Source organism: Flagellimonas oceanensis (genome assembly GCF_003992595.1).
GTDB lineage: Bacteria > Bacteroidota > Bacteroidia > Flavobacteriales > Flavobacteriaceae > Flagellimonas > Flagellimonas oceanensis.
The window spans coordinates 19,252-42,522 of record NZ_RZNA01000039.1; the positions used below are offsets into that span (position 1 = coordinate 19,252).

A 23,271-nucleotide genomic window follows, 5' to 3' on the forward strand; every position below is an offset into this window, starting at 1 on the left:
GTTTGTTGTTTTCTTTCTTCATATTGGCATCTATTTAATTGGTTGATTGTTATTGTATAAAGGCTCGGTTGTTTACCACACTAAATTCTATTGCATAACTCTTACTGAAGGTTTCCAACACCTCATTTATGGTCTCTATATCAAAGGTGGCATCAAACCTTTGTTCATCCAGAATTTTATTGTTGTTTATGATTTCAATATTGTAATGACGTTCCAAGGCCAATCGTATATGTCGGAAGGTATTGTTCCTAAAAACCAGCTTTCCATCGATCCATGCTGTATAAACCCTTGTGTCAACATTATCAACTGCAGCCACCATGTTATCCTCTTTACTCCATTGGGCCATAAATCCAGGTTCCAGTAACTGCCCCTCTCCGTTATGTATTTTTCCGGTTTGATTCAATGCTATGGATCCTTCTACTAAAACCGTGTTTATGCGATCATTCTCAGGATAATTTGACACGTTGAATTTTGTTCCCAGAACTTCAATGGCCATGCTATCGGAATGGACCAAAAAAGGATTTTTTGCATCTTTGGCAACATCGAAGTAAGCCTCACCGTTCAAAAAGACCTCTCTTGGAGTATTTGCAATAAATTTCACCGGATATTTTAAAGATGTCCCTGAATTCAGATAGACATGTGTTCCATCGGACAAAACCACATCAAACCTTTTTCCATAAGGTATGTTCAATGTGTTGTAAACCAAACCTTCCGTTTCTGCCGTACCCGGATAATTCAGGCTCCCTTTGGTATGCTTTCCTAAAATATTCCCCTCTGAATCTTTGATTTCCCCATTCTCTTCAGGGTTGATGACCTTTGATTTGCCATCGCCAAGCTCAATGGTTATAGCCTCCTCTTTGGGCACCAACTGCTCCGCTGCCACTTGATCGGTGGTCTTTTCCATGTTGGACTCATGAAATAGATAACCCAGTGAAATAACAACCAATAGGATGGCAGCATATTTAAGTCCATTTCTAAAATAAGGTCTGTTGAACAGCCTTCTATCCTGTTGCATTTTGCTCAGGATAGCTTTTTTAATGGCATCCACATCAGGTTCTTTCATAAGTACATTAGTTTCGTAGTGAACTTTTACCAAGTCATCAAAAATCCTCTGATTCTTTGAGTTCTCGATCCATTCGCTCAATGCATCAAGCTCTTCTGCCGAAATTTCGTTCGTCAGATATTTTATTATAAGATGTTCTATTTCCAAGATTCTTTCTTAATGGTTTTTAAATAAATGACAAAGTCAATTTACAATACCCTAACCCATTCTTGATTTTTTTTTCATATTTGTGAGATTTATAGAATTTTTATTACATTCTCCGCATATGAAATCAAAGTATTTGAATCAAGCCACTTTGTTGGAGCATTTAAAGCGTGGACAAGAGGAAGCCTTTGTCCATTTGATTGACATTTACCATAAAAGATTGTTCGGCTATGCCATATCGTTGACCAATGATAAGGAAATGGCAGAGGACATTGTGCAGAATGTATTTTTAAGAACTTGGGAAAAACGAAAAAAATTGGAAATCAATACCTCACTACAGAACTATTTATTCAAATCTACCCACAATGAGTTCTTAAATCAATATAAAAAGAATCGTTCCACTATGTTACTGGAACACAAATACTTTGAAGCCCTCAATAAATCAGCGACAGCCCATGACGAAAACTCATTGAAGCATGCCCTTGAGATAATATATGGGGAAATTGAACAACTTCCGCCAAAATGTAAGCAGGTTTTTTTGTTGAGCCGCAAGGAAGGACTCACAAATACGGAAATTTCTGATTATCTCAATATTTCAATTAAAACGGTTGAAGCCCACATTACAAAGGCATTTTCTACGCTCAGAGAAAAATTTGATGGAAATATTGAGCTCATTTTATTTTTTCTATTTGGGACAGACCTTAAAAAAGGACGATTGGTCGACTAACTCGGTTAAATCAATTTTTGGCCAATATATTAGTGCCTTGCTTGCTATCCTCGACAAATTTTTCATCTCACTGAGAATTTTGGTTTCAGTTTTTATATAATTCCAAGGTATTCTTTGGCGATATTTTCCTTTTCAAATCTATCCTGCAATACTTTATACATTTCAATATTCCGACCGTCCAAACCACCTAATTGATTTATACTGGTGGGTAGCCGATGACATTTCAGGTGCACAAATAAATTCGATTTGGCTCTTTTAAGTGGTAGACTAATCAACAAGTAAAAAAATTCAATGAAGGCTTAGGGTATACAAAATCTGTTTTGTCTTACTACAATAATAAAAGATTATTGTATTGGGAACTTTGAATATTACACAGTTCAAGATACAGTATTTGAATCAGGGGGTTGAAATACTCCCCATTGAATTGATTAATCAAATAATATAAAATGAGGATTAAAAACTACCTTTATGTACTTTCCTTGGCACTCTTGTGTCTATTTTCCTGTAACAGCGATGATTCCGATGGAGGGACTCCCCCCATTACCTATACTGTATCCTTCGACACTGGTGAGGGCAGTACCGTGGAAGACCAGATCGTGGAAGAAGGAGGCACGGCCATAAGGCCGGAAGACCCCACCAGGGACGGGTATTCCTTTGAAGGATGGTACAAAGACGAAGCTCTCACAACAGCGTTCGACTTTACCACCGAAGTAACCGAAGACCTGACACTGTACGCCAAATGGGAAATCATCACCTACACCATAACCTTCGATACTGGTGAGGGCAGTGCCGTGGAGGACCAGATAGTTGAACATGGCGGTACGGCCACAAGGCCGGAGGACCCCATCAGGGACGGCTTTTCCTTTGAAGGATGGTTTACCGAGCAGGAACTGACAACGGAGTTCGACTTTGCCACCGAAGTGATCGAAGATTTGACACTCTATGCCAAATGGGAAGAAATCATTACCTACACCGTGTCCTTTGACACCGATGAGGGCAGTGCCGTGGAGGACCAAATCGTGGAAGAGGGCGGCACGGCCACAAGGCCGGAGGATCCCACCAGGGACGGGTATTCCTTTGAAGGATGGTTCACAGAACAGGCACTGACAACGGAATTCGACTTTACCACCGAAGTGACCGAAGATCTGACACTCTATGCCAAATGGGAAGAAATCATTACCTACACCGTGTCCTTTGACACCGATGAGGGCAGTGCTGTGGAGGACCAGACCGTGGAAGAGGGCGCTACGGCCACAAGGCCGGAAGATCCCACCAGAAATGGCTATTCTTTTGAAGAATGGTACACCGACGAGGCACTGACAACAGAGTTCGACTTTGCCACCGAAGTGACCGAAAACCTGACACTATTTGCCAAATGGATGTTCTTGCCTGCGAACAAGGCCGCCCTTGCTGACCTGCTTGATAGCGGAACAGATCCCACCCTTATAAACACCCGTCTGATCACGGACATGTCATTCCTGTCCTTAGGTTCTTCCTTTAACGGGGACATCAGTGGTTGGGATGTATCTAATGTTACCAATATGAGAGAAATGTTCCGTGATGCCACTTCTTTTAACGGGGACATCAGTGGTTGGGACGTATCCAAGGTGACCGATATGGCCTATCTTTTTGATAATGCCACTTCCTTTGACCAGAATCTCAGTGGTTGGGACGTGTCCAATGTGACCAATATGAGGGACATGTTCCGTGCTGCCACTTCCTTTAACGGGGACCTCAGTGGTTGGGACGTGTCCAGTGTGACCACTATGAGAGAAATGTTCCAAAATGCCACTTCTTTTAATGGGGACCTCAGTGGTTGGGACGTGTCCAATGTGACCGATATGTACCAAATGTTCCGTGAAACTCCCTTCAATGGGGACATCAGTGGTTGGAGCGTATCCAATGTGACCAATATAGAAGGAATGTTCCGTGATGCCACTTCCTTTGACCAGGACCTAAGTGGCTGGAACGTGTCCAATGTGACCGATATGGCTTACATTTTTAGGGGTGCCACTTCCTTTAACGGGAACATCAGTGGTTGGAACGTATCTAATGTGACCAATATGAGAGAAATGTTCCGTGATGCCACTTCTTTTAACGGGGACATCAGTGGTTGGGACGTATCCAAGGTGACCGATATGGCCTATCTTTTTGATAATGCCACTTCCTTTGACCAGAATCTCAGTGGTTGGGACGTGTCCAATGTGACCAATATGAGGGACATGTTCCGTGCTGCCACTTCCTTTAACGGGGACCTCAGTGGTTGGGACGTGTCCAATGTGACCAACATGCAAAACATGTTCCAAAATGCCGCTTCCTTTGACCAAGACCTCAGTGGTTGGGACGTTAGCGGTAAGAATACAACTAATATGTTCCTTGGTGCCACTGCCATGCAGGAGGCCCATTATCCGCAAGGGCTTTAAACCTAGGATCCCTGAGAGGAATTACCTTTTCAGGCCCCCACCGCTTGTAAAAGGATGGGCGGCAATGGCAAAAAGAAAAAGATCGGGCACCATTGGGTGTCCGATCTCTTTTAAAAAACAATCCCTACTATAAGAGGTTCTATACTATCCCATAGGTTAAAATCTAAAACGGAATCTTGCCTTTAATTTGCTCTCCAACCCAACCGATTGCTATCTTCATGAATAGGATTAAGTTAAATAAACCATAGGGGGCATACGTAAGCACTTTAGACTAGGTGCAAAAGAAAGAATCCCACAAGTCCATCTAATTTGGATTTGGAATATAAACAGTTCTAAAACCTAAATGCTCCATTCCGGAATCTGGGCTTGTTGCCATTCTTGCTGAAATACGATAACTTGCACAATAGGAAGCACTGCAAAGAAAAGAACCTCCTTTAATAACTTTTTCTTGGACATAAGGGTTATTTGAATTGAAAGCTATTTTTGCCCCACGGGGGTTTTTAGTGGTTTGACCGCTAGATGCCAGCATTTTATAGTATTCCGTATTGTACCAATCACTAGTCCATTCCCATACGTTTCCAGCCATGTCATAGAGACCAAAATCATTTTTTAGATAGCTCATTACCGGTGCCCTGCGCTCAAATCCATCCTTTTGGGTGTTTTCAACAGGGAACTCGCCTTCCCAAGAATTGGCATGGGAACTAAGTTGTTTTATGTCGTCTCCCCAGAAGAATTTACCATCCGAATTCTTGGCTCTAGCAGCATATTCCCATTCTGCTTCGGTCGGTAGTCGGCGCCCAGCCCATTTGCAATAAGCTTGGGCATCTTCATATGCAATGTGCACTACAGGGTAACTTTCCTTTTCTTCAATAGAACTTTCCGGTCCATTTGGATGTTTCCAATTGGCACCTATCTTCCATTCCCACCATTGTGAATAATCATAAAGATTTGGTACTCTGGACTTACTTTTCTTGAACACTAATGAGCCAGGCTGCAAGATAGAGTCATGAGGCTTCAGCGTGCCAGGAGGAAGTTGTTTTTTCATCTCCTCCCAATCAATTTTCCGCTCCGCTACTGTAATATATCCCGTTTCCCCAACAAATTTGGAAAACTGCTTATTGGTAACCTCATGAACGTCCATATAAAAACCATCCACCTCTACTTTATGGGCAGGCTTTTCATGCATCATGGCCATAGTATCCCCATGTACAGCGCCTTGTTTGAACTCCCCTCTAGGAATCCAAACCATGCCCTCTGGAGTAGATATGGATGAATCGATATTTTTCTTTTCACCTTCGAGAACCTTTTCATTTCCCTGTATGGAATGGTCATTTTTATTTTTACAGCTGCCGATTATGAATACCGATATGATTATTGGCAACATCCTCAAATTTTGTGTTCTATGCATAAAGTATAATAGTTAAGGTTTAATTTGAGCACTAAAGACCGAGATAAAAAATGATATTCGGGATTTAAGAACAGTAGAAGAGACACAGCCACTGTGGACCGTATCTCCCTGTACTGCTCAAATACTAAACCAAATAAACTTTTTAACTTAAAATCAAGTCTGGCCGCTTCTTCAATTGTATTAGCTGATAAGATTACCTTTCTTGTCCCATTCGGCAATAATACCGCGTTTGCTCTGGTCCACACATTTGGCCAGCCATTCCTCATCATAGGATACGCTGTGCTGTTCCAGCACATCGTCTGGCACTCCATCCCAAACATTGGGCTGGTTGCCCTTGTACCCGATCTCCTCAATCCCGATCTTACTGGTATAAAAACCGGTCATGGTCAAATTTCGGATTAATGAAAAGAAGTTGACCTCGAACGGGCGTTCGTTGGCGGGAGTCTCGGGGTCATAGAAAGCGACCCCGTCCAAAATGGCCTTTTGTTGCTCTACAGTCGCTGCTTTAAACTCCACGCCATTCTCGGTATTGCAATTATGGTCCAGCCACATCAGCCCTCCACGGATGTTGGGCTGGTAGGTCGGCACATCCTTGGCCATAAACTCTATAAAACTGACCACGTCCGCATCCGATGCGCCTTTAAACTCTTGTGAAGGCGGCAATATCAGATCGCACAAAATGGTAAGTGTCTCTATCTCGTGTGGATTCAGGAACTGTTCGTCCGTGAGTTCCTCGATCAACTCTTCTTCCAATGAGACCCTGCCTGGGTAATTGATCTTGGGGGGTTCCACAAATTCTTCAGTCACCGTAGAGGGTTTGCACCCATGCACCGCCAATCCACCGGCCACGGAACCCAGTACTATCGATTTTAAACTTTTTCTTCTGTCCATGCCTTATATGTTTTGTTGTTTCAATTGCTCCACAATATATTCCGAGGCCCTCATGGAAAGTGCCAATATGGTCCAAGTACAGTTCTTGTCCGCCTGGGAGGTAAATGGTCCGGCATCCACAATGAACACATTGTCCACATCGTGCAATTGTTGGTATTTATTGGTTACCGATGTCTTGGGATTGTCGCCCATACGGGTGGTACCCACCTCATGGATGATGTTACCGGGATTGTGCAGGCCATAATTGGTGTCCTTGGCCGGTTTGTCGCCCAACGGCTCCCCTCCCATATTGATCAATATCTCCTCGAAGGTGTCCTGCATATGTTTGGCCTGGTTGATCTCGTACTGCGACCATTTATAATGGAACCGAAGTACGGGTATCCCAAACTCGTCCACAGTGGTCGGGTCTATCTCACAATAGTTGTCCCTGCGCGCAATGGACTCCCCACGACCGGCCATGCCCACTACGGCACCATAGTATTTTTTGGCATCGGAGCGGAGTACATCGCCATAGCCACCGACCTTGGTCCCGAAGAATTTATTGAACTCGTTCGCATTGAAACCGAACCCATAGCTCGGCATGCCCATGCCGCCCCAAACTTCGATATGGTAACCTCGAGGGAAATCCAATTTGGAATTGTCGCCCCACCAAGGGGAATATACGTGCATACCGCCCACGCCGTCCTCGTTATACGATACCTTCCGGTTCATTAGGTCCGGGATAAAGGCGGCCCTATCGGCCCCGGTGGAATCATGTAGATACTTACCGACAACATCACTACTATTGCCCAATCCGTTCGGGTGCTGCTTGCTCTTGGAATTTAAAAGTATCCGTGCGGAACTACAGGCCGAAGCTCCTAGCACCACAACTTTCCCTTTCAATTTGTATTCTTTTCTGTCCTCTTTGTTGATGTAGGACACCCCAGTGGCCCTTCCCTCTTCATCGGTGGTTACCTCACGGACCATACAATTGACGAACAGGTCTATTTGACCACCGTTCTTCTGTGCCGGGAAAATCAAGCAAGTACCAGCGGAGAAATCCGCATATACCTGACAGGCGCGGTTGCACTGTCCACAATAAAAACAGACCCCACGATCATTGTTTATCTTTTTGGTGAGCATGGACATTCTGGAAGGATACACCGGAATATTGGTCTTCCGTGCGCCTTTGATATAAAACAGCTCGTGCAATCTTGGTTTTGGCGGGGGCAAAAAGAAACCATCGGGATCGTTGTCCAACCCCTCATTGGTACCAAATACCCCGATCATCTTATCCACCTTGTCATAATAAGGCTTTACATCATCGTAGCTAATGGGCCAGTTGTCCCCATGGCCATCCACATCCTTGTGCTTAAAATCCTTTGGCCCGAACCTGAGCGAGATACGTCCCCAGTGGTTGGTCCTGCCCCCCAGCATCCTGGAGCGGAACCACTCGAACTTGGTACCGTCCTTCTGGGTATAGGGCTCTCCTTCGATATCCCAGCCTCCATAGGCTGCATCAAAATCACCGAAAGGACGAAAACGTGTGCTCTTGCCCCTGCGCGGGCTTTCGTACGGCCATTTTAACTGGGTTTGATGCTCCGGTTTTGCCGGATCAAAAAACGGGCCCGCTTCTACAACGGCTACCTTTAGCCCAGCTTCCGAAAGCACCTTGGCGGACATACCGCCGCCCGCCCCGGAACCTACAATAATGGCATCGTAAACCGTGGAATTCTCGATTATTTGCATGAATTCTAAGTCTTTTTATAAAGAGTATTTTATTTTACCATTTCATTTTTTACCGCTTTCAACCATTCCTTATGAAGCTTGAGCAACTCCGTAAGCTCCTTAGGATTAGATGCTGCCAAGTTTTTTTTCTCCGCAATGTCCCTCTCTAAATTGACCAAATACAACGAGGGTAGGTTTGAGGGTTTTTCCTTACCCATAGGTTCATACACATTACCTATGAGTTTCCAAGGTCCTTTTCGGACCGCCCACTGGGATTTTACATCACTATAATTTCCAAACTGCCAATAAACAACCTCATGGGCGGACGGCTTGCTTACGTCTTTGATGACGGGCATCAAGCTTTTACCATCGATGCTTTCATCAAACTTCGAATCTGTAAGCTCTGCTATGGTTCTGAACCAATCCATTTCCATGGAAAGCTGATTCCTAATTTCATTGGCCGGAATCAATTTGGGGTACCTAATAATAGCAGGTACCCGAATGCCCCCTTCAAACAAACTGAACTTACTTCCACGATAAGGGCCAGCATTTCCTCCTCCGTAAAAAGCACGTGCTTCCCTCGAATGTCCATGATCTGATTGAAAAATAACTATGGTATCATCCGTAAGGCCATTTTCATCTAAATAATCTAATACTTCCCCTATTTTCTCATCGGTATTGGAAACAAATGCGGCATATTCCTTTCTAGGAGTAGGCAAGTCCTTATAGCGCTCCAACCACTTTGGTGTGCCTTGGTAAGGATAGTGAGGTGCATTAAATGCCCAATATATAAAGAAAGGTTGCTCTTGGTTTTGACCAATAACTTCTTTGATTTCCCGAACCATCAAATCCGAAAAATGTTCTCCAGGATAATATACCTCCTCGGCGTTTCGATACAAATCATGTTTATTTGGCCCGTTCCAGTAGAAAAAATGGGAATAATTGTCAATACATCCTCTTTCATGGCCAAAGAAATGATCGAATCCCTGTGCATTCGGTAAGTTTTCATCCCTATGTCCCAAATGCCATTTTCCAATCAAAGCAGTATAATAGCCGTTTTCTTTTAACATTTCAGCCATGGTTACCTGATTGGTAGGCAGGCCGTATTGTCCGGCACTTTTTGCATGTTCAGGAATGGGCACGTTATTCGGCAGTCCTGCCCTTAAGTTTGTCTTGCCCGTCAACAGGGCAGCACGTGAAGGTGAACAGACCGGGGCAGCGGCATAAAATTGCGTGAATCTTACACCTTCTTTGGCCAAACGGTCCATATTTGGAGTATAAAGATCATCGGCCCCATAGCTGTTTAAATCCACACTCCCTTGATCATCAGTAAGGATTACAATTACATTGGGCTTATTAGTTTTTGTGGTCTGTGCTATACCTTTGGGATAAAACAAGGTAAAAAAAGCACAGAGCAGTATTTGAATTGGGTATCCTGTAATTTTATTGCTCATCGGCGCTTAATTGAAATTGTATTTGAAAAACATATATATTCCTAATAAATAACCTCATACTATGCATATAGAACTGTGTGATGTACAAAATTCCCTATACAATTGATAGTTTGTTATTTGTATTAAAGACAATACAGATTTTGTATACCCTTAGTTTTGTGAAATTTTATTAAACTTCAACCTATTCAAACCTGAATACCTTAGCTTAATATTGAGGGACCTAGAAGAATTGTTTTTCTGCATGTTGCAACCTTTTAGAGTGCGAATACTGTGAAAGTCAAAACACTAGAAAAATGGTCCTAAAAGTTATTTAAAGTCACAACAAGAACTGTAAGTGTTTGCTCCCGATGGGAACATGTTTGATATGATTTCAGATGGTTCTAAATGAATTCAAACGATATGCATAAAAAAACAAAAAACCTGAAGGGATTAGAACCAAAACTCTGAATCCCAATATTGACGTAAGGTTTGGAGATATTGGATAAAAACTGGACACCCTATAGGACACCTTTATCCTTGGTCAAATTTGGGCACAAAAAAAGCCAGAAAATATATATTTTCTGGCTTTCAATTAAATATGATATCGCTTGTATCCAAGCAATATCATATTCGTCGGGGTGGCAGACCTATTATAGGAAAGCCAATACACTGTATTTCAATTACTTACAAAACTTTTCAAAGCTTGCGCACCTATTTGCACAACAAACCCAAAAAAGAGCTCTGGAGGATATAATTTGACCCCCAATGATTTGTTTAAAGTACTAAAAAAATGTTGAATGGATGTTTAAGTAAATTAACCCCTAATTGGATAAGATTTTTGCAACAGTAGTCCCTTTCTGGGCCAATATTATATTTTTATGTTGTGCTGAAATTATGTTTTTATGTTAAAGCATACAATTTCAACTAATTAAAAACTGAAATAGTTACTTGAAACTCTTGATTTTAACCCAAGAACACTCTTATATTAAGTGGAAAAAGAAAAGTCCTAACCGTATAACAATTTAATTATCGGCAGTAAAGCGTAATTATGATCTCAGCATTAGAAGTGTAATACTGTGGCTGTTATATTTTATCTCAATTGATAACTGATATTTTGAATGTTGCCATGATATATGGTTAGAGAGAACAGTTTAATGCCTATCTTTAGAAGAATATATTTTGTTCAAACCCTTTTCTAAAGTCTTACTACTATCTTATTGCCCGTAGAGAAAAGGTTTTTTACACATCTATTTACAAATATTTCACAATTCTTCAGGGTAAGGGAATCAAAAATAAAGTTGTGTTTCCTTTATAAGCTTTGATGTTTTAGCATAGAAGTGACATCTGTAGCATAATTCGAGAACATAATGTTTTGCGATGCTGTGCTGTGGAAATGAGTAATTAAACCTAAAATTAATAGAATGGCAGACAAGGCAGATTTGGATTTTACGTACACCACCATAGACAAAATATTCCGTTTAAGCATGGGTGAAACCGCAGATTACAGCGGTGCCAAGTACGATGGTGATTTTTCCATGTCCTTGGAGGAGGCGCAAAAGGAAAAGAACAGGTTTATAGCGGACAGCCTCAATATAGATGGGGAAAGCAAGGTGTTGGATATGGCCTGTGGCTGGGGTCCATTCTCCCATTTTATCACAAAGGAAAGGGGGGCAATCAGTATTGGATTGACCTTATCGAAGGGTCAAGCGGAGGCATGCCAAAAAAATGGACTAAATGTGTTTGTAAAGGATTGCCGGTATGTAAAACCGGAAGATTTTGGAACCTTTGATGCCATAACTTGTATAGGAGGTTTAGAACATTTTTGTTCGGTTGAGGAGTGGAAAGAGGGGAATCAAGAAAAGGTATATAGTGATTTTTTCAGAACCCTTAATGATTTATTGCCAAAAGGAGGTAGGTTCTACATGCAGACCATGACGTTTAGCAAAAACATGATCGATTTTGAAGAACTGGACGTCAAGGCCAAAAAAGGCTCCGCGGCCCATGTCATGGCACTAATGGTCAAAGAATTTCCGGGTTCATGGTTGCCCTACGGCCCAGAAATGGTGATACGAAATGCAGAACCAAACTTTAAATTGATCTCGCAAAGTAGTGGTAGACTGGACTATATTGAGACGATAAGCCAATGGCGAAAGAAGTTCAGGAAGTTCAACCTGAAAAAATATTGGCTCTACTTATCCCTAGTACCCAAATACGTTATGGACAGGGAATTTAGACATCAAGTGGCCGTCTTCAAGATCAGCCCGAACAAAATATGCTTTGAAAAGGAAATAATGGACCATTATCGGTTGGTGTTTGAGAAAATTTAGACAGTCAAAAGTTTATTGATCAAATCCTTGGAATTGAGAAAGACCATTCAAAATAAATGAATGAAATTATATATAAAATACATGGTCAGTCTTCGCTGTAAAATGTTGGTAAATGAAGAATTGACAAAGTTGGGACTGGATTATGTTACATTGAATCTGGGCATGGTGGAAACTAAGGAGGAAATTACCCATGAAAAGAGAATCCAACTCAAAAATAATCTGCTGAAGTCTGGATTGGAATTATTGGATGACAAAAAGAGCATATTGATTGAAAAAATCAAGAATGTAATAATTGAAATGATCCATCATACCGATGAGATTCCAAAAACCAATTACTCCGGGTATTTAAGTGAAAAATTAGGATATGACTACACGTATTTGTCCAACACGTTTTCAGAGGTGAAAGGAATCACTTTACAGCATTATATCATTAAGCACAAAATCGAAAGAGTAAAAGAGTTGCTTTTATATGACGAACTCAATCTTACCGAAATAGCATATAAACTTCATTATAGTAGCTCCGCACATCTCTCCAATCAATTTAAAAAAGTCACCGGTCTCACACCCTCCTATTATAAAAAGTTAAAGGCAAAAAGGACACAAAACTTGGAAAACCTGTGATATATGTAAAGTTTATAATTATTTATATAGCAAACCCCACCTAATTCCATCGCACCTTTATTCATTGCTGGCAATATGATCAGTATGGTAACAAACTATTATATGGACATATTTGAAAAAAATATATCGGTTAAAGGGATTCTAGGAAAACTTCTCAGTCTTTCCAATCCGATCATTGAAGGACTAAGATTAAAAAATGAAGAAGAAAATGAATTGCACAAAAGTTTAGTACCTGGGTTGATTCGAATTAAAAATGATTGAAAGTAATCTTTAATGTATTGTTGGCTCCGATGCATTGAAGCAATTTAATTTGTTGATACGTGCTTTTAAATTTTTAGAAGCCCAAAAAAGAGCAGGAACTAAAAAACACTGCTCTTTTTTCTTGGTGTTACTTTCCTCCAGCCCAAAAGAACATTTTGCAATCATTGTCCCAACCATTCCAATTATCCCAAGCCAACAATAAACATTGAGTTGTGAGAAAATGTGTCATCTATTTTATTCTGTTCATAACAATGCTCATGCTGGCAAGCACATTGCCATGAAGCAATGACAACTTAAATAAACACACTATGTCAAAAGAAAGAGAAGGAAAGAAAAAGTCGGGAAAAACACCACCTTCAAAGACCCCTAAAGAAAAAAAGGCGGCAAAAAAGGCCAAGCGCAACGCCAAAAATAGGTCGGAATAGCAGGAAGGGACCAATATTAAATTATTTAATTATGGAAAAGGGTGAATTTGAGGAATCCAAGACGTTTAACCTAGCGGATATACTGGAGTTCAATTCCAATGCCATCGTGGTAAAAAACATAAGTGTCCAGAACAACTGTATCATACAAGCATTCGCATTTGATTTTGGCAAGGTTTTGTCCCATAATGAATCCCCTTTTGTTCGATTCATCCATATCATTGAAGGAAAGGCCGAGGTGGTCATAAACGGTAATTCTACTTTTATGCGGAGAGGGGATTCCATAATTATCCCTGCATTTATACCCTGCTCCTTTGAAGCAAATCATAAGTTTAAGATGCTATGTACCACTATAAAAAATGAATGACCCGTTTATTTCATCTACACAAAAGCATATACAATGAAAAAGGATTACATGGAAAAAAGATATAAAAAAGGAGACCTTGTTTATGCAAAGGTAAGGCCCAGTGTCATTCTTGTTGTACGATTGTATGTCCGAAAGGTCTATTACTGTGCCATCCAGAACAACACTGCCGCAAATGAACTGGTTTATTTCGATAGCGAGCTTAGACCGTATATAGGTACTCTATCTACTATTAAAGTTGAACAACTGACATTATGAAAGAAAGCGCATTGGTTTATTGTGAAAGTGAATTTGGGAATATAGACGGCAAAGTGGCCAATGGACTCATTAGGCAATCGGAAAAGTATGCCATTGTTGGGGTAGTGGACAGTACCAAAGCCGGACAAGATGCAGGAGAGTATCTTGATGGCGTGAAAAACACAATTCCAATTTTTAAGAGCATTGAAAGTGCATTGGAAGAATTGGGCAGGATCCCAAAATACTTTATCTATGGTATCGCACCACTCGCTTCGTTTTTAAGCAATGAACAAAGAGAGGTTATCTTTATGGCTATCAAAAATGGGATGAACATCGTTAATGGCCTTCCCGAATTTTTCAACGATGACCCGCAATTTGCCCAAATGGCCCATGAATATGGAGTGGCCATCCAAGATGTGCGAAAGCCGCCCGCACGTGAAATCCTCCACAATTTTACTGGACATATCCAATACATAAAGGTTCCGATCGTAACGGTCATGGGAACTGATTGTGCGGTCGGCAAAAGAACCACTGCCTTGTTTTTGGTGGAGGCGCTTCGGAATGAAGGCTTGAATGCCGTTTTTGTCACCACCGGTCAAACGGGCCTCCTCCAAGGTTCCGAATATGGGGTGGCAGTGGACGTACTGACCTCTGGGTTTGCCACGGGAGAAGTTGAGCATGCCATTCTGAATGCCTGTGAGAAAGAGGAACCCGATATCATTGTAGTGGAAGGTCAAGGGGCGTTGAGCCATCCCGCATTTACCTCTTCTAGCGCCATCCTGCGAGGTGCAATGCCCGATGCCATTATTTTACAACACCCCCCCAAGCGAAAAAGCTATTGTGATTATCCGAAAATTCCAATGTTGGGGCTGGTAGGTGAGATCGAAATGATAGAGATGTTCTCCAAAGCCAGGGTTATGGCCATTACCATCAACCATGAAAAGATGGACAATGCCGAAATAAGCCAATTCATTAAGCGATATGAATCCGAGTTTAATCTGCCCGTCACGGATGTTTTGAAGTATGGGTGCGATAAATTGGTAAAAGCATTGCTCCGGACATTTCCGGAGCTTGCAAGGGAATCGGTGCCCGTTTGAACCTTCCGAGAATAGATATCGATTCTGCGAAAATTGCATATAACGTCCAAAAATTGACAACACTATATGGCTCCAAGGGCATCAAGATAATAGGTGTAACCAAGGTCATTGGTGGAGATCCGACCATCGCTGGGATCTTGGTGGACAATGGCATCAAGATCCTTGCGGACTCCAGATTGGAAAACATATTGAGAATGCGTAAAGCCGGTATAAGGGCACAGTACATGTTGCTCAGGTCACCCGCACTCAGCCAAGTGGAGAAAGTGGTCGCCCATGCACATATCAGCTTGAATTCGGAACTCATAGTGCTCAAGGAACTTTCAAAGCATGCCTTGAAAAATCATAGTATCCATAAAGTGATCCTAATGGTGGAACTTGGAGATCTGCGTGAAGGAATCATGCCTTCGGAAATGGAGAATATGGTACGAGCAGTGGTTGGCTTGCAAGGAATTGTCTTGATTGGGATCGGTACAAACCTTGCGTGTTTCAATGGAATAGCCCCCGACCTTGATAAGATGACCGAGCTATCCTCCATAGCTGTACATTTAGAAAACAAGTTCAATATTTCCCTGGATATTGTGTCCGGGGGGAACTCCGCAAACTATCATTGGTTCAAATCGTCAAAAAAACTGGGCAGAATTAACAGTTTGCGTTTGGGAGAATCCATTTTTCTGGGTAGGGAAGCACTTTGCAGGGAACCCATCCCTGGGCTTTTCACCGATATATTTACCCTTGTGACCGAGGTAATAGAGGCAAAACAAAAACCATCAAAACCTTATGGTAAAGCCTATCAAAACATGAACGGTGAAATCCCCCGTTTCAAAAATTTGGGCTTGATGTACAGGGCCATTTTAGGTATTGGCCAACAGGATGTTTTGGTTTCAGGAATTGTACCAAAACAAGATGTGACCATTTTAGGGGCAAGTAGCGATCATATTGTGGTAGATAACAATAAGGCAAATTTAAAGGTGGGGGATACCGTGACATTCGACCTTGACTACAATGCCCTCTTGAGAGGACTGAACTCCACACACATAACAAAAAACCATGTCAACTATCATGAATGCCAAGAAGTATTGTGAAGCTGTGGAAGCCAAAGATGCCCGAAACAAGATCTTGGCCCCGACCATTCCGATCCGGGAAAATCACACCGCCCTTAAAAGCTTAAAAGAGACAGGTCTTGATTTGATTTTTGAACCTTCGTTCATGGATGATTATCAATATCTCGTCCGGGAGGATATGATCGAAAAAATAGCCCGTATAAGTCAACGATTACATGCGCAAAATAAAACCTTGATCATCCGTTCTGCATGGAGGTCCTTTGAACATCAACAGCTACTTTGGGAAACCAAATTTATATCCTTTGGAAGAATGCAAAGGACGCATCCTGAAAAGTCTTTGAAAGAGATCGAAGAGATGGTCAGCCATTTTATTGCTCCGCCCAAAGAGTCAATGCATACCACAGGCGGTGCAATAGATGCATTGATCTATGATGCCGTTCAAGATTGTGTCATGGACTTTGGAACGAATACTGGGCTGGAAATCAAGCTCTCAAAGCAATGTTACCCCTATCACCCGGGCATTGGCCCTGAAGCGAAGAAGAATAGGGCCCTGTTGATCGGATTGTTTGAAGATGAAGATTTTGTGTGTGATCTTAAAGAATATTGGCATTTTGATTATGGTGATGTCATGTGGGCCATTGGAAAAGAAAAGGAATATGCCATTTATGGCCCGATAATGTAAATAAAATAAGCTTTCAAGGGATCAGACAATGGACAGATAGTTTTTTGCCCCCATTGGACAATCTGTGATTTATGCAAGATTGGTTTGGTTCGGTGTAACAGTTTGGGGATGTGAAATCCCATCTTTGCAATTAAACACAATTACTATGGATAATGACCCTATAAGAGAAATAAAAAATGCACTGAAAAAGAGTCAATGGAGAAATTTGTTCATTATTACCATATTGGCGGTACTCCTAATTGTATTTAAACCATGGGTGCAGATTGGGGCAGGTGAAAGAGGTGTTGTCCAAAATTTCGGGGCGGTACAGGATAAGGTATTGAATGAAGGGATTCACTTCAAAATACCAGTAGTACAAACTGTGATTCCCATGGATGTGAAAATTCAAAAAATCATGACAGATGCCGCTTCTTCATCCTCAGATCTTCAGGATGTGGATTTATCTGTTGCACTTAATTATCACATTATACCCGATAAAGCTAATTTGGTCTATCAAACCATTGGGGTGGAATTTAAGGAGCGTATTATCGACCCTGCCATTCAAGAGGTAATGAAAGCAGTGTCGGCCAAGTATACCGCAGAAGAATTGATTACCAAAAGACCGGCGGTAAGCTCGGAAATGCAAGAAGCCCTTACTTCTAGATTGCTTGTTTCGAACATATCCGTTGATGCCTTTTCTATCATCTCATTTAGTTTTTCCCAGACGTTTACCGATGCGATTGAGGCAAAACAAACCGCTGAACAAAATGCATTGAAGGCAAAAAGGGACCTGGATAGGATAAAAGTCGAAGCGGAGCAGACCATTGCTGCAGCAACTGCCGAAGCAGAGGCACTTCGGTTACAGAAAATGAATATTTCACCCGACCTAATCGAACTCAGGAAGATAGAAGCAAACCTTAAGGCCATAGAAAAATGGAATGGGATCTTGCCCCAAGTAACAGGTGCAGGCGCCATTCCCTTTATTGGTGTGGGAGATGTTATTAGGAACAGATAATTGATCATCATTGGATTTAAACATGGAGACGATAATCACTAAGTTTATATTGATTCACTTCATAATTGGAGGTATTAGAGGGTTTTATAGATATCTTATGATTGAAAAACACCAATACAATTACTATGATCATTCCATGAAACTTGGAGGAAAATTGGCCCATAATTTGTTATATGGCACTTTCAATTCAACCACTCTTTTCATTTCAGTTTGCACAACTGTTCTGGCATTTTTTTTAGCTTGATCAGTATATGACAGATCAGAATTCCAAGGTTACCGAGGCCTGTTCTTTTTTGGTAAAGGGTTTACGATGAATTGGAAAAAATTCCCATAAAAAAACCATCTTTAAAAGATGGTTTTTATTGTACTTGGATTATAGAATCTAACTGATCAATAATTCGACATTTACGGCATTCATGCCCTTCTGGCCTCTTTCCATTGTAAATTTCACCTTATCGTTTTCACGGATCTTATCTATGAGACCACTTTGGTGCACAAATACATCATCATTGGAGTCATTGGGCTGAATAAAACCAAAACCCTTTGCTTCGTTATAAAATTTTACTGTTCCTTCTCGCATTACTTTATGTTTAATATTAATATTCTATTCAATGTTTGTTTTTATTTGTTGTTTTATTATCACCCCTCTATCAGGTATGAACAGGTTGTACCTTCCCTAACTTTCGTAAAACTCCAACATGGTCGATAATGGCGGCGATAAATGTTCTTTTTGTATTATAAGGAATCCCAAATTCCTTGGCAGTATCCGCTACGATACCAGATATTTTTCTATAATGTATATGGCAGACATTGGGCAATAGATGATGCTCCACCTGATAGTTCAACCCGCCAATCAGCCATGAAAATATCCTGCTCTTGGGAGAAAAATTAGTTGTTGTGGCCAATTGGTGGTCTGCCCAGTCACTTGAAATCATCCCATCTTCATTAGGCAGTGGAAATTCCGTGTTCGGCATGATGTGCGCCACTTGAAATACGATGCTTATCAGTAGACCTGTAACAAAATGCATGCTGAGAAAGGCCAGGATGATGATCCATGGGGCCAGGGGAACAACAAACAAAGGTATGATCAAGGCATACGAAAAGTAGATCAACTTCCATCCAACAATCTTCATGAGCGCATTTCTGTAACCATTCTTTTTGTTGAAAAACCCCATTTTCCGGTACCGATCGAGTCTTATGAAATCTTTGGTGGTTATCCAAGAGACCGTGGATAGACCATAAAAGAACCATACATACAAGTATTGGAACCTGTGTAGTCCATTTTTTTTGGCATGTGGGGAGAATCGAAGAAAAAAAGGAGCGTTAATGTCATCGTCTGCCCCCTCTATATTGGTATAGGTATGGTGGAGTACATTGTGTTGGATTTTCCAAACAGCGGCATTACCACCTATGAGGTTCATGGTGTACCCAAGATATGTGTTCACTTTTTGATTTTTGGAGTAAGATCCATGGATGGCATCGTGCATAATGCCCATTCCTATTCCCGCCATTCCTATTCCACTTATGATATAAAGACCAAAAAGTAACAAGGGAGCGGTAACCATCCCTATGTTTATGAAAATCAAGGGGACAAAATAAACAGTGAGCATGACCATGGTCTTCAAAACCATACTCTTGTTGGCATGTCTACTGATATTGTTTGTTTTAAAATAGGTGCTGACCCGGTTTCTCAGGGTTTTTGAAAAATCAGAATTTGAACTTTTTGAAAATCTTGGCTTGTTAGTGCCGTTAATTGCGGTTCGGTCTTGTTCACGCATATGATATAAAGGGATAATTGATAAGCGCAATTGGCTTGGGCATGTTGAAGAATTATCCAAATATGGGGACCGTTACATTATTGCCCTAATCCACACAGGCGTCACCATCCTTAACGTTTGGCTTAAAATATTTGACTACGTTATAAATTAAAAAGAAGAGAGCTGAAAATGAATCGAGGATCTGCGAAGACTAAATTGACTTGGGCTTTCTGAATTTTAACCTCACAAACTTACTATTTATTTGGTCAGCATTCCCCAATACTGTGTTAATTGTTGAAAATAAGTATTTTGAGGTGCGAATTGTTTTACAGATTGAATTGCCATTGGAATCAAAAAATGATTTTTCACATTGAAAATAGGATTATTCCTTATCATAAAATAAACAGAACAAACGAGTTCAGTTCCAATTTAAATCCTTTCCTTTACAGCGCATCACGGGTTATGGACGATGATTGCTCCAATCCTTAAATAAAAAGATTGCCCTCTCTTTTCCCATTTACAATTCCCAAAGGGCCACTTCTTAGTTATTTTTTGCTTGAACCAATATTCACATTTTAAAGGCCAGCCTAGATAGGTCAAAGTCCAAAGTTGTATATGCCAGGGAATCCGCCATTTCTCTGAAAAGAGTCCAATGTGCAACTATTGGCCTTAATGGCATTTTTTAAATAATTATTAATAACAAGAACAATATGCTGATAATTAAGATAGTTCCAGGCGAGAACATAGAAAGGGCCTTAAAAAGGTATAGGAACAAGGTGAGGAACACCCAACAGTTGAAACGTATCAGGGACAACAAGGAGTTTACCAAAAAATCCGAGGAGAAGAGGGAGAATCTGAAAAAGGCAATACATAGAAAGGAATATTTAAAAAAGAATGAGGAGTGATTTTATGGACAAAGATTTAAACCTAGCCGTCCTAATAGACGGTGATAACATTCCTTCCAAATATGTGAAGGAAATGTTGGAAGAGATTGCCAAATATGGAAATCCAAGCATTAAGAGAATTTATGGTGATTGGACAAAGCCAAGTTTGGGAAAATGGAAGGATGTCCTTCTAAAAAATGCCATTACCCCTGTGCAACAATATGGGTATACCACCGGCAAGAATGCAACGGACAGTGCTATGATCATCGATGCGATGGACATTCTATATTCTGGAAAGGTGAATGGGTTTTCACTGGTCTCCAGCGACAGTGATTTTACGCGGCTGGCCATACGGCTAAGAGAGGCAGGGATGACAGTGTTTGGTATTGGGGAACGAAAGACCCCAGATCCCTTTATCGTTTCATGCGACAAGTTCATATACCTTGAGATACTTCATAAGACTCAGATAGGGGAATCCAACGCCCCAGAGAAAAATGAGAAAAGCAAAATTGATAAGATTACCCCAAAGGTTATCGATCTTATTCTTTCCACCATTGCCGATGTGGAGGATGAGGAAGGTTGGGCCTTCCTGGGCGAGGTGGGCACATTATTGCAAAAGAAACAGCCCAATTTTGATGCTAGGAATTACGGTTTTAAAAAGTTGACACCTTTGGTCAAATCCATCGGTCAAATTGAAATAGGGTCCAGGAAAAATCCAAAGGGCAATGGGAACCTGATTTATGTAAGGACGATTGTCTAACGAAAAACAAAACCTCTATGAGACCTCTTTCAATTTCAAAGCAAATTACAGCAAGGGATACCCTTTCCTTGAACAAATACCTTGGTGATATAAGCCGTATTCCGATGATTACCGAAGAGGAAGAGGTTGATCTGGCCGTTCGTATAAGACAGGGGGATAATGTGGCTCTGGAAAGATTGGTGTTGGCCAATTTGCGATTCGTTGTTTCCGTGGCGAAACAATACCAATCAAGGGGTCTAAATTTACATGATCTTATTAATGAAGGGAATGTTGGTTTGGTCAGGGCGGCATCCAAATTTGATGAGACGCGTGGCTTCAAGTTCATTTCCTATGCGGTATGGTGGATACGCCAAGGAATCATACAGGCACTTACCGAAAAATCAAGGATGGTCAGATTGCCCTTGAACAAAATAAATGTGATCAACAAGATAAACAACGTCTCTTCCCATTTCGAGCAAATGCATCAAAGGTTGCCAACGGCAGAGGAAATTTCAGAACTGATCGATTTCTCAATAACAGAAATTCAAATTTGTTTAAAACACTCTTCTTGGCCCCTTTCCATGGATGAACCCCTAAAGATCGGAGATGGTGGATTAAGTTTACACGACACAATGCATTCCAATGAGTTTGTTAGTCCGGAACAAAAGTTGTTAGATCAATCGTTGCAGCTGGAAATCGATGATATTTTGGAGATTTTGTCCTACCGGGAGGCCTATATTATCAAAATGTCCTTTGGGATTGGGGCAGAAGATTCCATGGGATTGGAAGAAATTGCCTTTCATTTAGACCTCACAACAGAAAGGGTAAGACAAATAAAGGTAAAGGCTTTGAACCGGTTAAGGAGCTCTACTAAAATTGAAATTTTGAAGCAGTATTTGGAATAAGTGCTTTTTGAGCAAAAAATAAATTTTGGTTCTGTCGCATTAAGCCATTGCAACTCTATAAAACCGATCGAATTTTCACATTAAGCTGCCTAAAAACAAAATGTTTTAAACACGGCCAAGCTCTTTACCCTGCTCAAAACGTCAAAGGCGGACGGGTCCTATCTAAAATTCATTGGAAAGCTTGAAAAACAGGACCTGCTCATACTGGATGACTTCGGCCTGAAACCGTTGGACAACATCACCAGGCACTTATTGATGGAGATCATAGAGGACAGGCACGGCAAAAAATCCACCATCATAGCCTCACAACTGCCCGTCGAGGCATGGCACGATGTCATCGGGGAAAAAACCATCGCTGACGCCATCCTTGACCGTCTGGTGCACTCGGCGCACAGGGTGGACATTAAAGGGGAATCTATGAGGAAAAAAATTAAAAATAAACATTAACTTCAGCACCAAAATGAGTTGATCTCGTGCACTTGATTTGCACTTCTCACTTTCATCCGCCGCAGGTGGTATACATTGACCGACCTATCCAGCTAAAGCATACAATTACAAGGTACTAAAACCAAAAAAGCTTGAGAAGGACATTAATCCAGAGTGTTGATCTTGGCAAATAACTTTGACATACTCTCCCCATCGATGGCCTTCATATCGATCAATGCCAACGACTTTACCATATGCAACGTACTGGTCTTATATTTCAGAAAATGGGGCGTTTTTAAATGGGACTGATAGGCCGTTGAATCCGCATAGATTTCCAAAAGCCTTATTTGATCGGGTCGTTCGGATTCCTGCATGGGATAGATACATAGTACCCCTGGTTCCAATCTAACGGATGCTTCCGATTCCTCCTTCAATATTTCAAGGTACTGATCGATATAATCATTGAAAATTTCAATTTCCGCTATTCGGATAAGCATATTTGAAGGGTCCTTATTCACAGGAATATTTTTTGATGCATCTTGACCATGGACATTCATTGAAATAAAAAGAAGACATAGATAAAAAAAGGACTTCATGATTCAAAATAAATTAGCTACAATAAAATGTTCAAAAGTCACCTTAAGAACCAATCTCCAGATAGGTATTTGGTGACTTATGATAAAAGTACTGTTTTATAG

General features: G+C 41.1%; 22 protein-coding genes and 1 pseudogene. 15 read left to right on the top strand and 8 right to left on the bottom strand.

The window, feature by feature from the left end; translation table 11 throughout:
* Nucleotides 1-49 precede the first annotated feature (49 nt).
* On the bottom strand, nt 50-1,210 hold the full coding sequence (locus tag EO132_RS09475; RefSeq protein ID WP_127137612.1) for a FecR family protein: 1,161 nt from the start codon (nt 1,208-1,210) through the stop codon (nt 50-52).
* 118 nt (nt 1,211-1,328) lie between these two features.
* Between EO132_RS09475 and EO132_RS09480 the strand changes: the two genes are divergently transcribed.
* Both EO132_RS09480 and EO132_RS09485 read left to right on the top strand, forming a co-directional pair.
* On the top strand, nt 1,329-1,934 hold the full coding sequence (locus EO132_RS09480) for an RNA polymerase sigma factor (protein WP_127137613.1): 606 nt from the start codon (nt 1,329-1,331) through the stop codon (nt 1,932-1,934).
* 446 nt (nt 1,935-2,380) lie between these two features.
* Entirely contained in the window at nt 2,381-4,357 is a 1,977-nt protein-coding gene (locus tag EO132_RS09485; RefSeq protein ID WP_127137614.1) for a BspA family leucine-rich repeat surface protein, read from the top strand.
* A gap of 304 nt (nt 4,358-4,661) precedes the next feature.
* On the opposite strand, the gene EO132_RS09490 is transcribed toward EO132_RS09485, so the two are convergent.
* The 4 genes from EO132_RS09490 to EO132_RS09505 all read right to left on the bottom strand — a co-directional run bounded on the left by EO132_RS09490 (nt 4,662) and on the right by EO132_RS09505 (nt 9,817).
* On the bottom strand, nt 4,662-5,741 hold the full coding sequence (locus EO132_RS09490; protein ID WP_235856425.1) for a formylglycine-generating enzyme family protein: 1,080 nt from the start codon (nt 5,739-5,741) through the stop codon (nt 4,662-4,664).
* A gap of 204 nt (nt 5,742-5,945) precedes the next feature.
* Nucleotides 5,946-6,656, bottom strand: a complete 711-nt coding sequence (locus tag EO132_RS09495; protein ID WP_127137616.1) for a gluconate 2-dehydrogenase subunit 3 family protein — start codon at nt 6,654-6,656, stop codon at nt 5,946-5,948.
* A gap of 3 nt (nt 6,657-6,659) precedes the next feature.
* Nucleotides 6,660-8,384, bottom strand: a complete 1,725-nt coding sequence (locus EO132_RS09500) for a GMC oxidoreductase (RefSeq protein WP_127137617.1) — start codon at nt 8,382-8,384, stop codon at nt 6,660-6,662.
* 29 nt (nt 8,385-8,413) lie between these two features.
* Nucleotides 8,414-9,817 carry a sulfatase-like hydrolase/transferase gene (locus EO132_RS09505; protein ID WP_127137618.1) on the bottom strand — a complete coding sequence of 468 codons (1,404 nt, stop codon included), beginning with the start codon at nt 9,815-9,817 and terminating at the stop codon, nt 8,414-8,416.
* A 1,400-nt stretch (nt 9,818-11,217) separates the two neighbouring features.
* Here EO132_RS09505 and EO132_RS09510 point away from each other — a divergent pair.
* From EO132_RS09510 to EO132_RS09545, 9 genes are all read left to right on the top strand, one after another.
* The gene (locus tag EO132_RS09510; RefSeq protein WP_127137619.1) at nt 11,218-12,123 is read left to right on the top strand and encodes an SAM-dependent methyltransferase; all 906 of its coding nucleotides are present in this window, start codon (nt 11,218-11,220) and stop codon (nt 12,121-12,123) included.
* A 60-nt stretch (nt 12,124-12,183) separates the two neighbouring features.
* Nucleotides 12,184-12,744, top strand: coding sequence for a helix-turn-helix domain-containing protein (locus EO132_RS09515; protein ID WP_127137620.1), 561 nt, complete (start codon nt 12,184-12,186; stop codon nt 12,742-12,744).
* Nucleotides 12,745-12,846: 102 nt separating this feature from the next.
* Nucleotides 12,847-13,005 carry a hypothetical protein gene (locus EO132_RS19265; protein ID WP_164732315.1) on the top strand — a complete coding sequence of 53 codons (159 nt, stop codon included), beginning with the start codon at nt 12,847-12,849 and terminating at the stop codon, nt 13,003-13,005.
* A gap of 456 nt (nt 13,006-13,461) precedes the next feature.
* Entirely contained in the window at nt 13,462-13,794 is a 333-nt protein-coding gene (locus tag EO132_RS09520; protein ID WP_127137621.1) for a cupin domain-containing protein, read from the top strand.
* A 33-nt stretch (nt 13,795-13,827) separates the two neighbouring features.
* Complete coding sequence (locus EO132_RS09525; RefSeq protein WP_127137622.1) at nt 13,828-14,049, top strand: hypothetical protein; 222 nt, start codon at nt 13,828-13,830, stop codon at nt 14,047-14,049.
* Nucleotides 14,046-15,125: an N-acetyltransferase DgcN family protein gene (locus tag EO132_RS09530; RefSeq protein WP_127137623.1), complete on the top strand. Its 1,080-nt coding sequence runs from the start codon at nt 14,046-14,048 to the stop codon at nt 15,123-15,125. The genes EO132_RS09525 and EO132_RS09530 overlap by 4 nt, the downstream gene beginning before the upstream one ends.
* The gene (locus EO132_RS09535) at nt 15,122-16,207 is read left to right on the top strand and encodes an alanine/ornithine racemase family PLP-dependent enzyme (protein ID WP_127137624.1); all 1,086 of its coding nucleotides are present in this window, start codon (nt 15,122-15,124) and stop codon (nt 16,205-16,207) included. The genes EO132_RS09530 and EO132_RS09535 overlap by 4 nt, the downstream gene beginning before the upstream one ends.
* Nucleotides 16,173-16,868 (top strand): M15 family metallopeptidase, encoded by a 696-nt coding sequence (locus EO132_RS09540; protein ID WP_127137625.1) that lies wholly within the window; start codon nt 16,173-16,175, stop codon nt 16,866-16,868. Before EO132_RS09535 ends, EO132_RS09540 begins: the two co-directional genes overlap by 35 nt.
* Nucleotides 16,869-17,013: 145 nt before the next feature.
* Nucleotides 17,014-17,862 (top strand): prohibitin family protein, encoded by an 849-nt coding sequence (locus tag EO132_RS09545; protein ID WP_127137626.1) that lies wholly within the window; start codon nt 17,014-17,016, stop codon nt 17,860-17,862.
* A 382-nt stretch (nt 17,863-18,244) separates the two neighbouring features.
* Here EO132_RS09545 and EO132_RS09550 read toward each other — a convergent pair whose 3' ends face one another.
* Both EO132_RS09550 and EO132_RS09555 read right to left on the bottom strand, forming a co-directional pair.
* Nucleotides 18,245-18,442: a cold-shock protein gene (locus EO132_RS09550; protein ID WP_127137627.1), complete on the bottom strand. Its 198-nt coding sequence runs from the start codon at nt 18,440-18,442 to the stop codon at nt 18,245-18,247.
* 70 nt (nt 18,443-18,512) lie between these two features.
* The gene (locus tag EO132_RS09555) at nt 18,513-19,493 is read right to left on the bottom strand and encodes a fatty acid desaturase family protein (RefSeq protein ID WP_235856426.1); all 981 of its coding nucleotides are present in this window, start codon (nt 19,491-19,493) and stop codon (nt 18,513-18,515) included.
* Nucleotides 19,494-20,329: 836 nt separating this feature from the next.
* On the opposite strand from EO132_RS09555, the gene EO132_RS09560 reads away from it, so the two are divergent.
* From EO132_RS09560 to EO132_RS09575, 4 genes and pseudogenes are all read left to right on the top strand, one after another.
* Complete coding sequence (locus EO132_RS09560) at nt 20,330-20,524, top strand: small ribosomal subunit protein bS21 (RefSeq protein WP_127137628.1); 195 nt, start codon at nt 20,330-20,332, stop codon at nt 20,522-20,524.
* 4 nt (nt 20,525-20,528) lie between these two features.
* The gene (locus EO132_RS09565; RefSeq protein WP_127137629.1) at nt 20,529-21,263 is read left to right on the top strand and encodes an NYN domain-containing protein; all 735 of its coding nucleotides are present in this window, start codon (nt 20,529-20,531) and stop codon (nt 21,261-21,263) included.
* A gap of 17 nt (nt 21,264-21,280) precedes the next feature.
* Nucleotides 21,281-22,147: a sigma-70 family RNA polymerase sigma factor gene (locus tag EO132_RS09570; RefSeq protein WP_127137630.1), complete on the top strand. Its 867-nt coding sequence runs from the start codon at nt 21,281-21,283 to the stop codon at nt 22,145-22,147.
* A 108-nt stretch (nt 22,148-22,255) separates the two neighbouring features.
* Nucleotides 22,256-22,594 (top strand): annotated as a pseudogene (locus tag EO132_RS09575) (ATP-binding protein); the annotation flags it as partial.
* Between the two features lie 143 nt (nt 22,595-22,737).
* Here the strand turns inward: EO132_RS09575 and EO132_RS09580 are convergent.
* The gene (locus EO132_RS09580; protein WP_235856427.1) at nt 22,738-23,091 is read right to left on the bottom strand and encodes a putative quinol monooxygenase; all 354 of its coding nucleotides are present in this window, start codon (nt 23,089-23,091) and stop codon (nt 22,738-22,740) included.
* Nucleotides 23,092-23,271 lie beyond the last annotated feature (180 nt).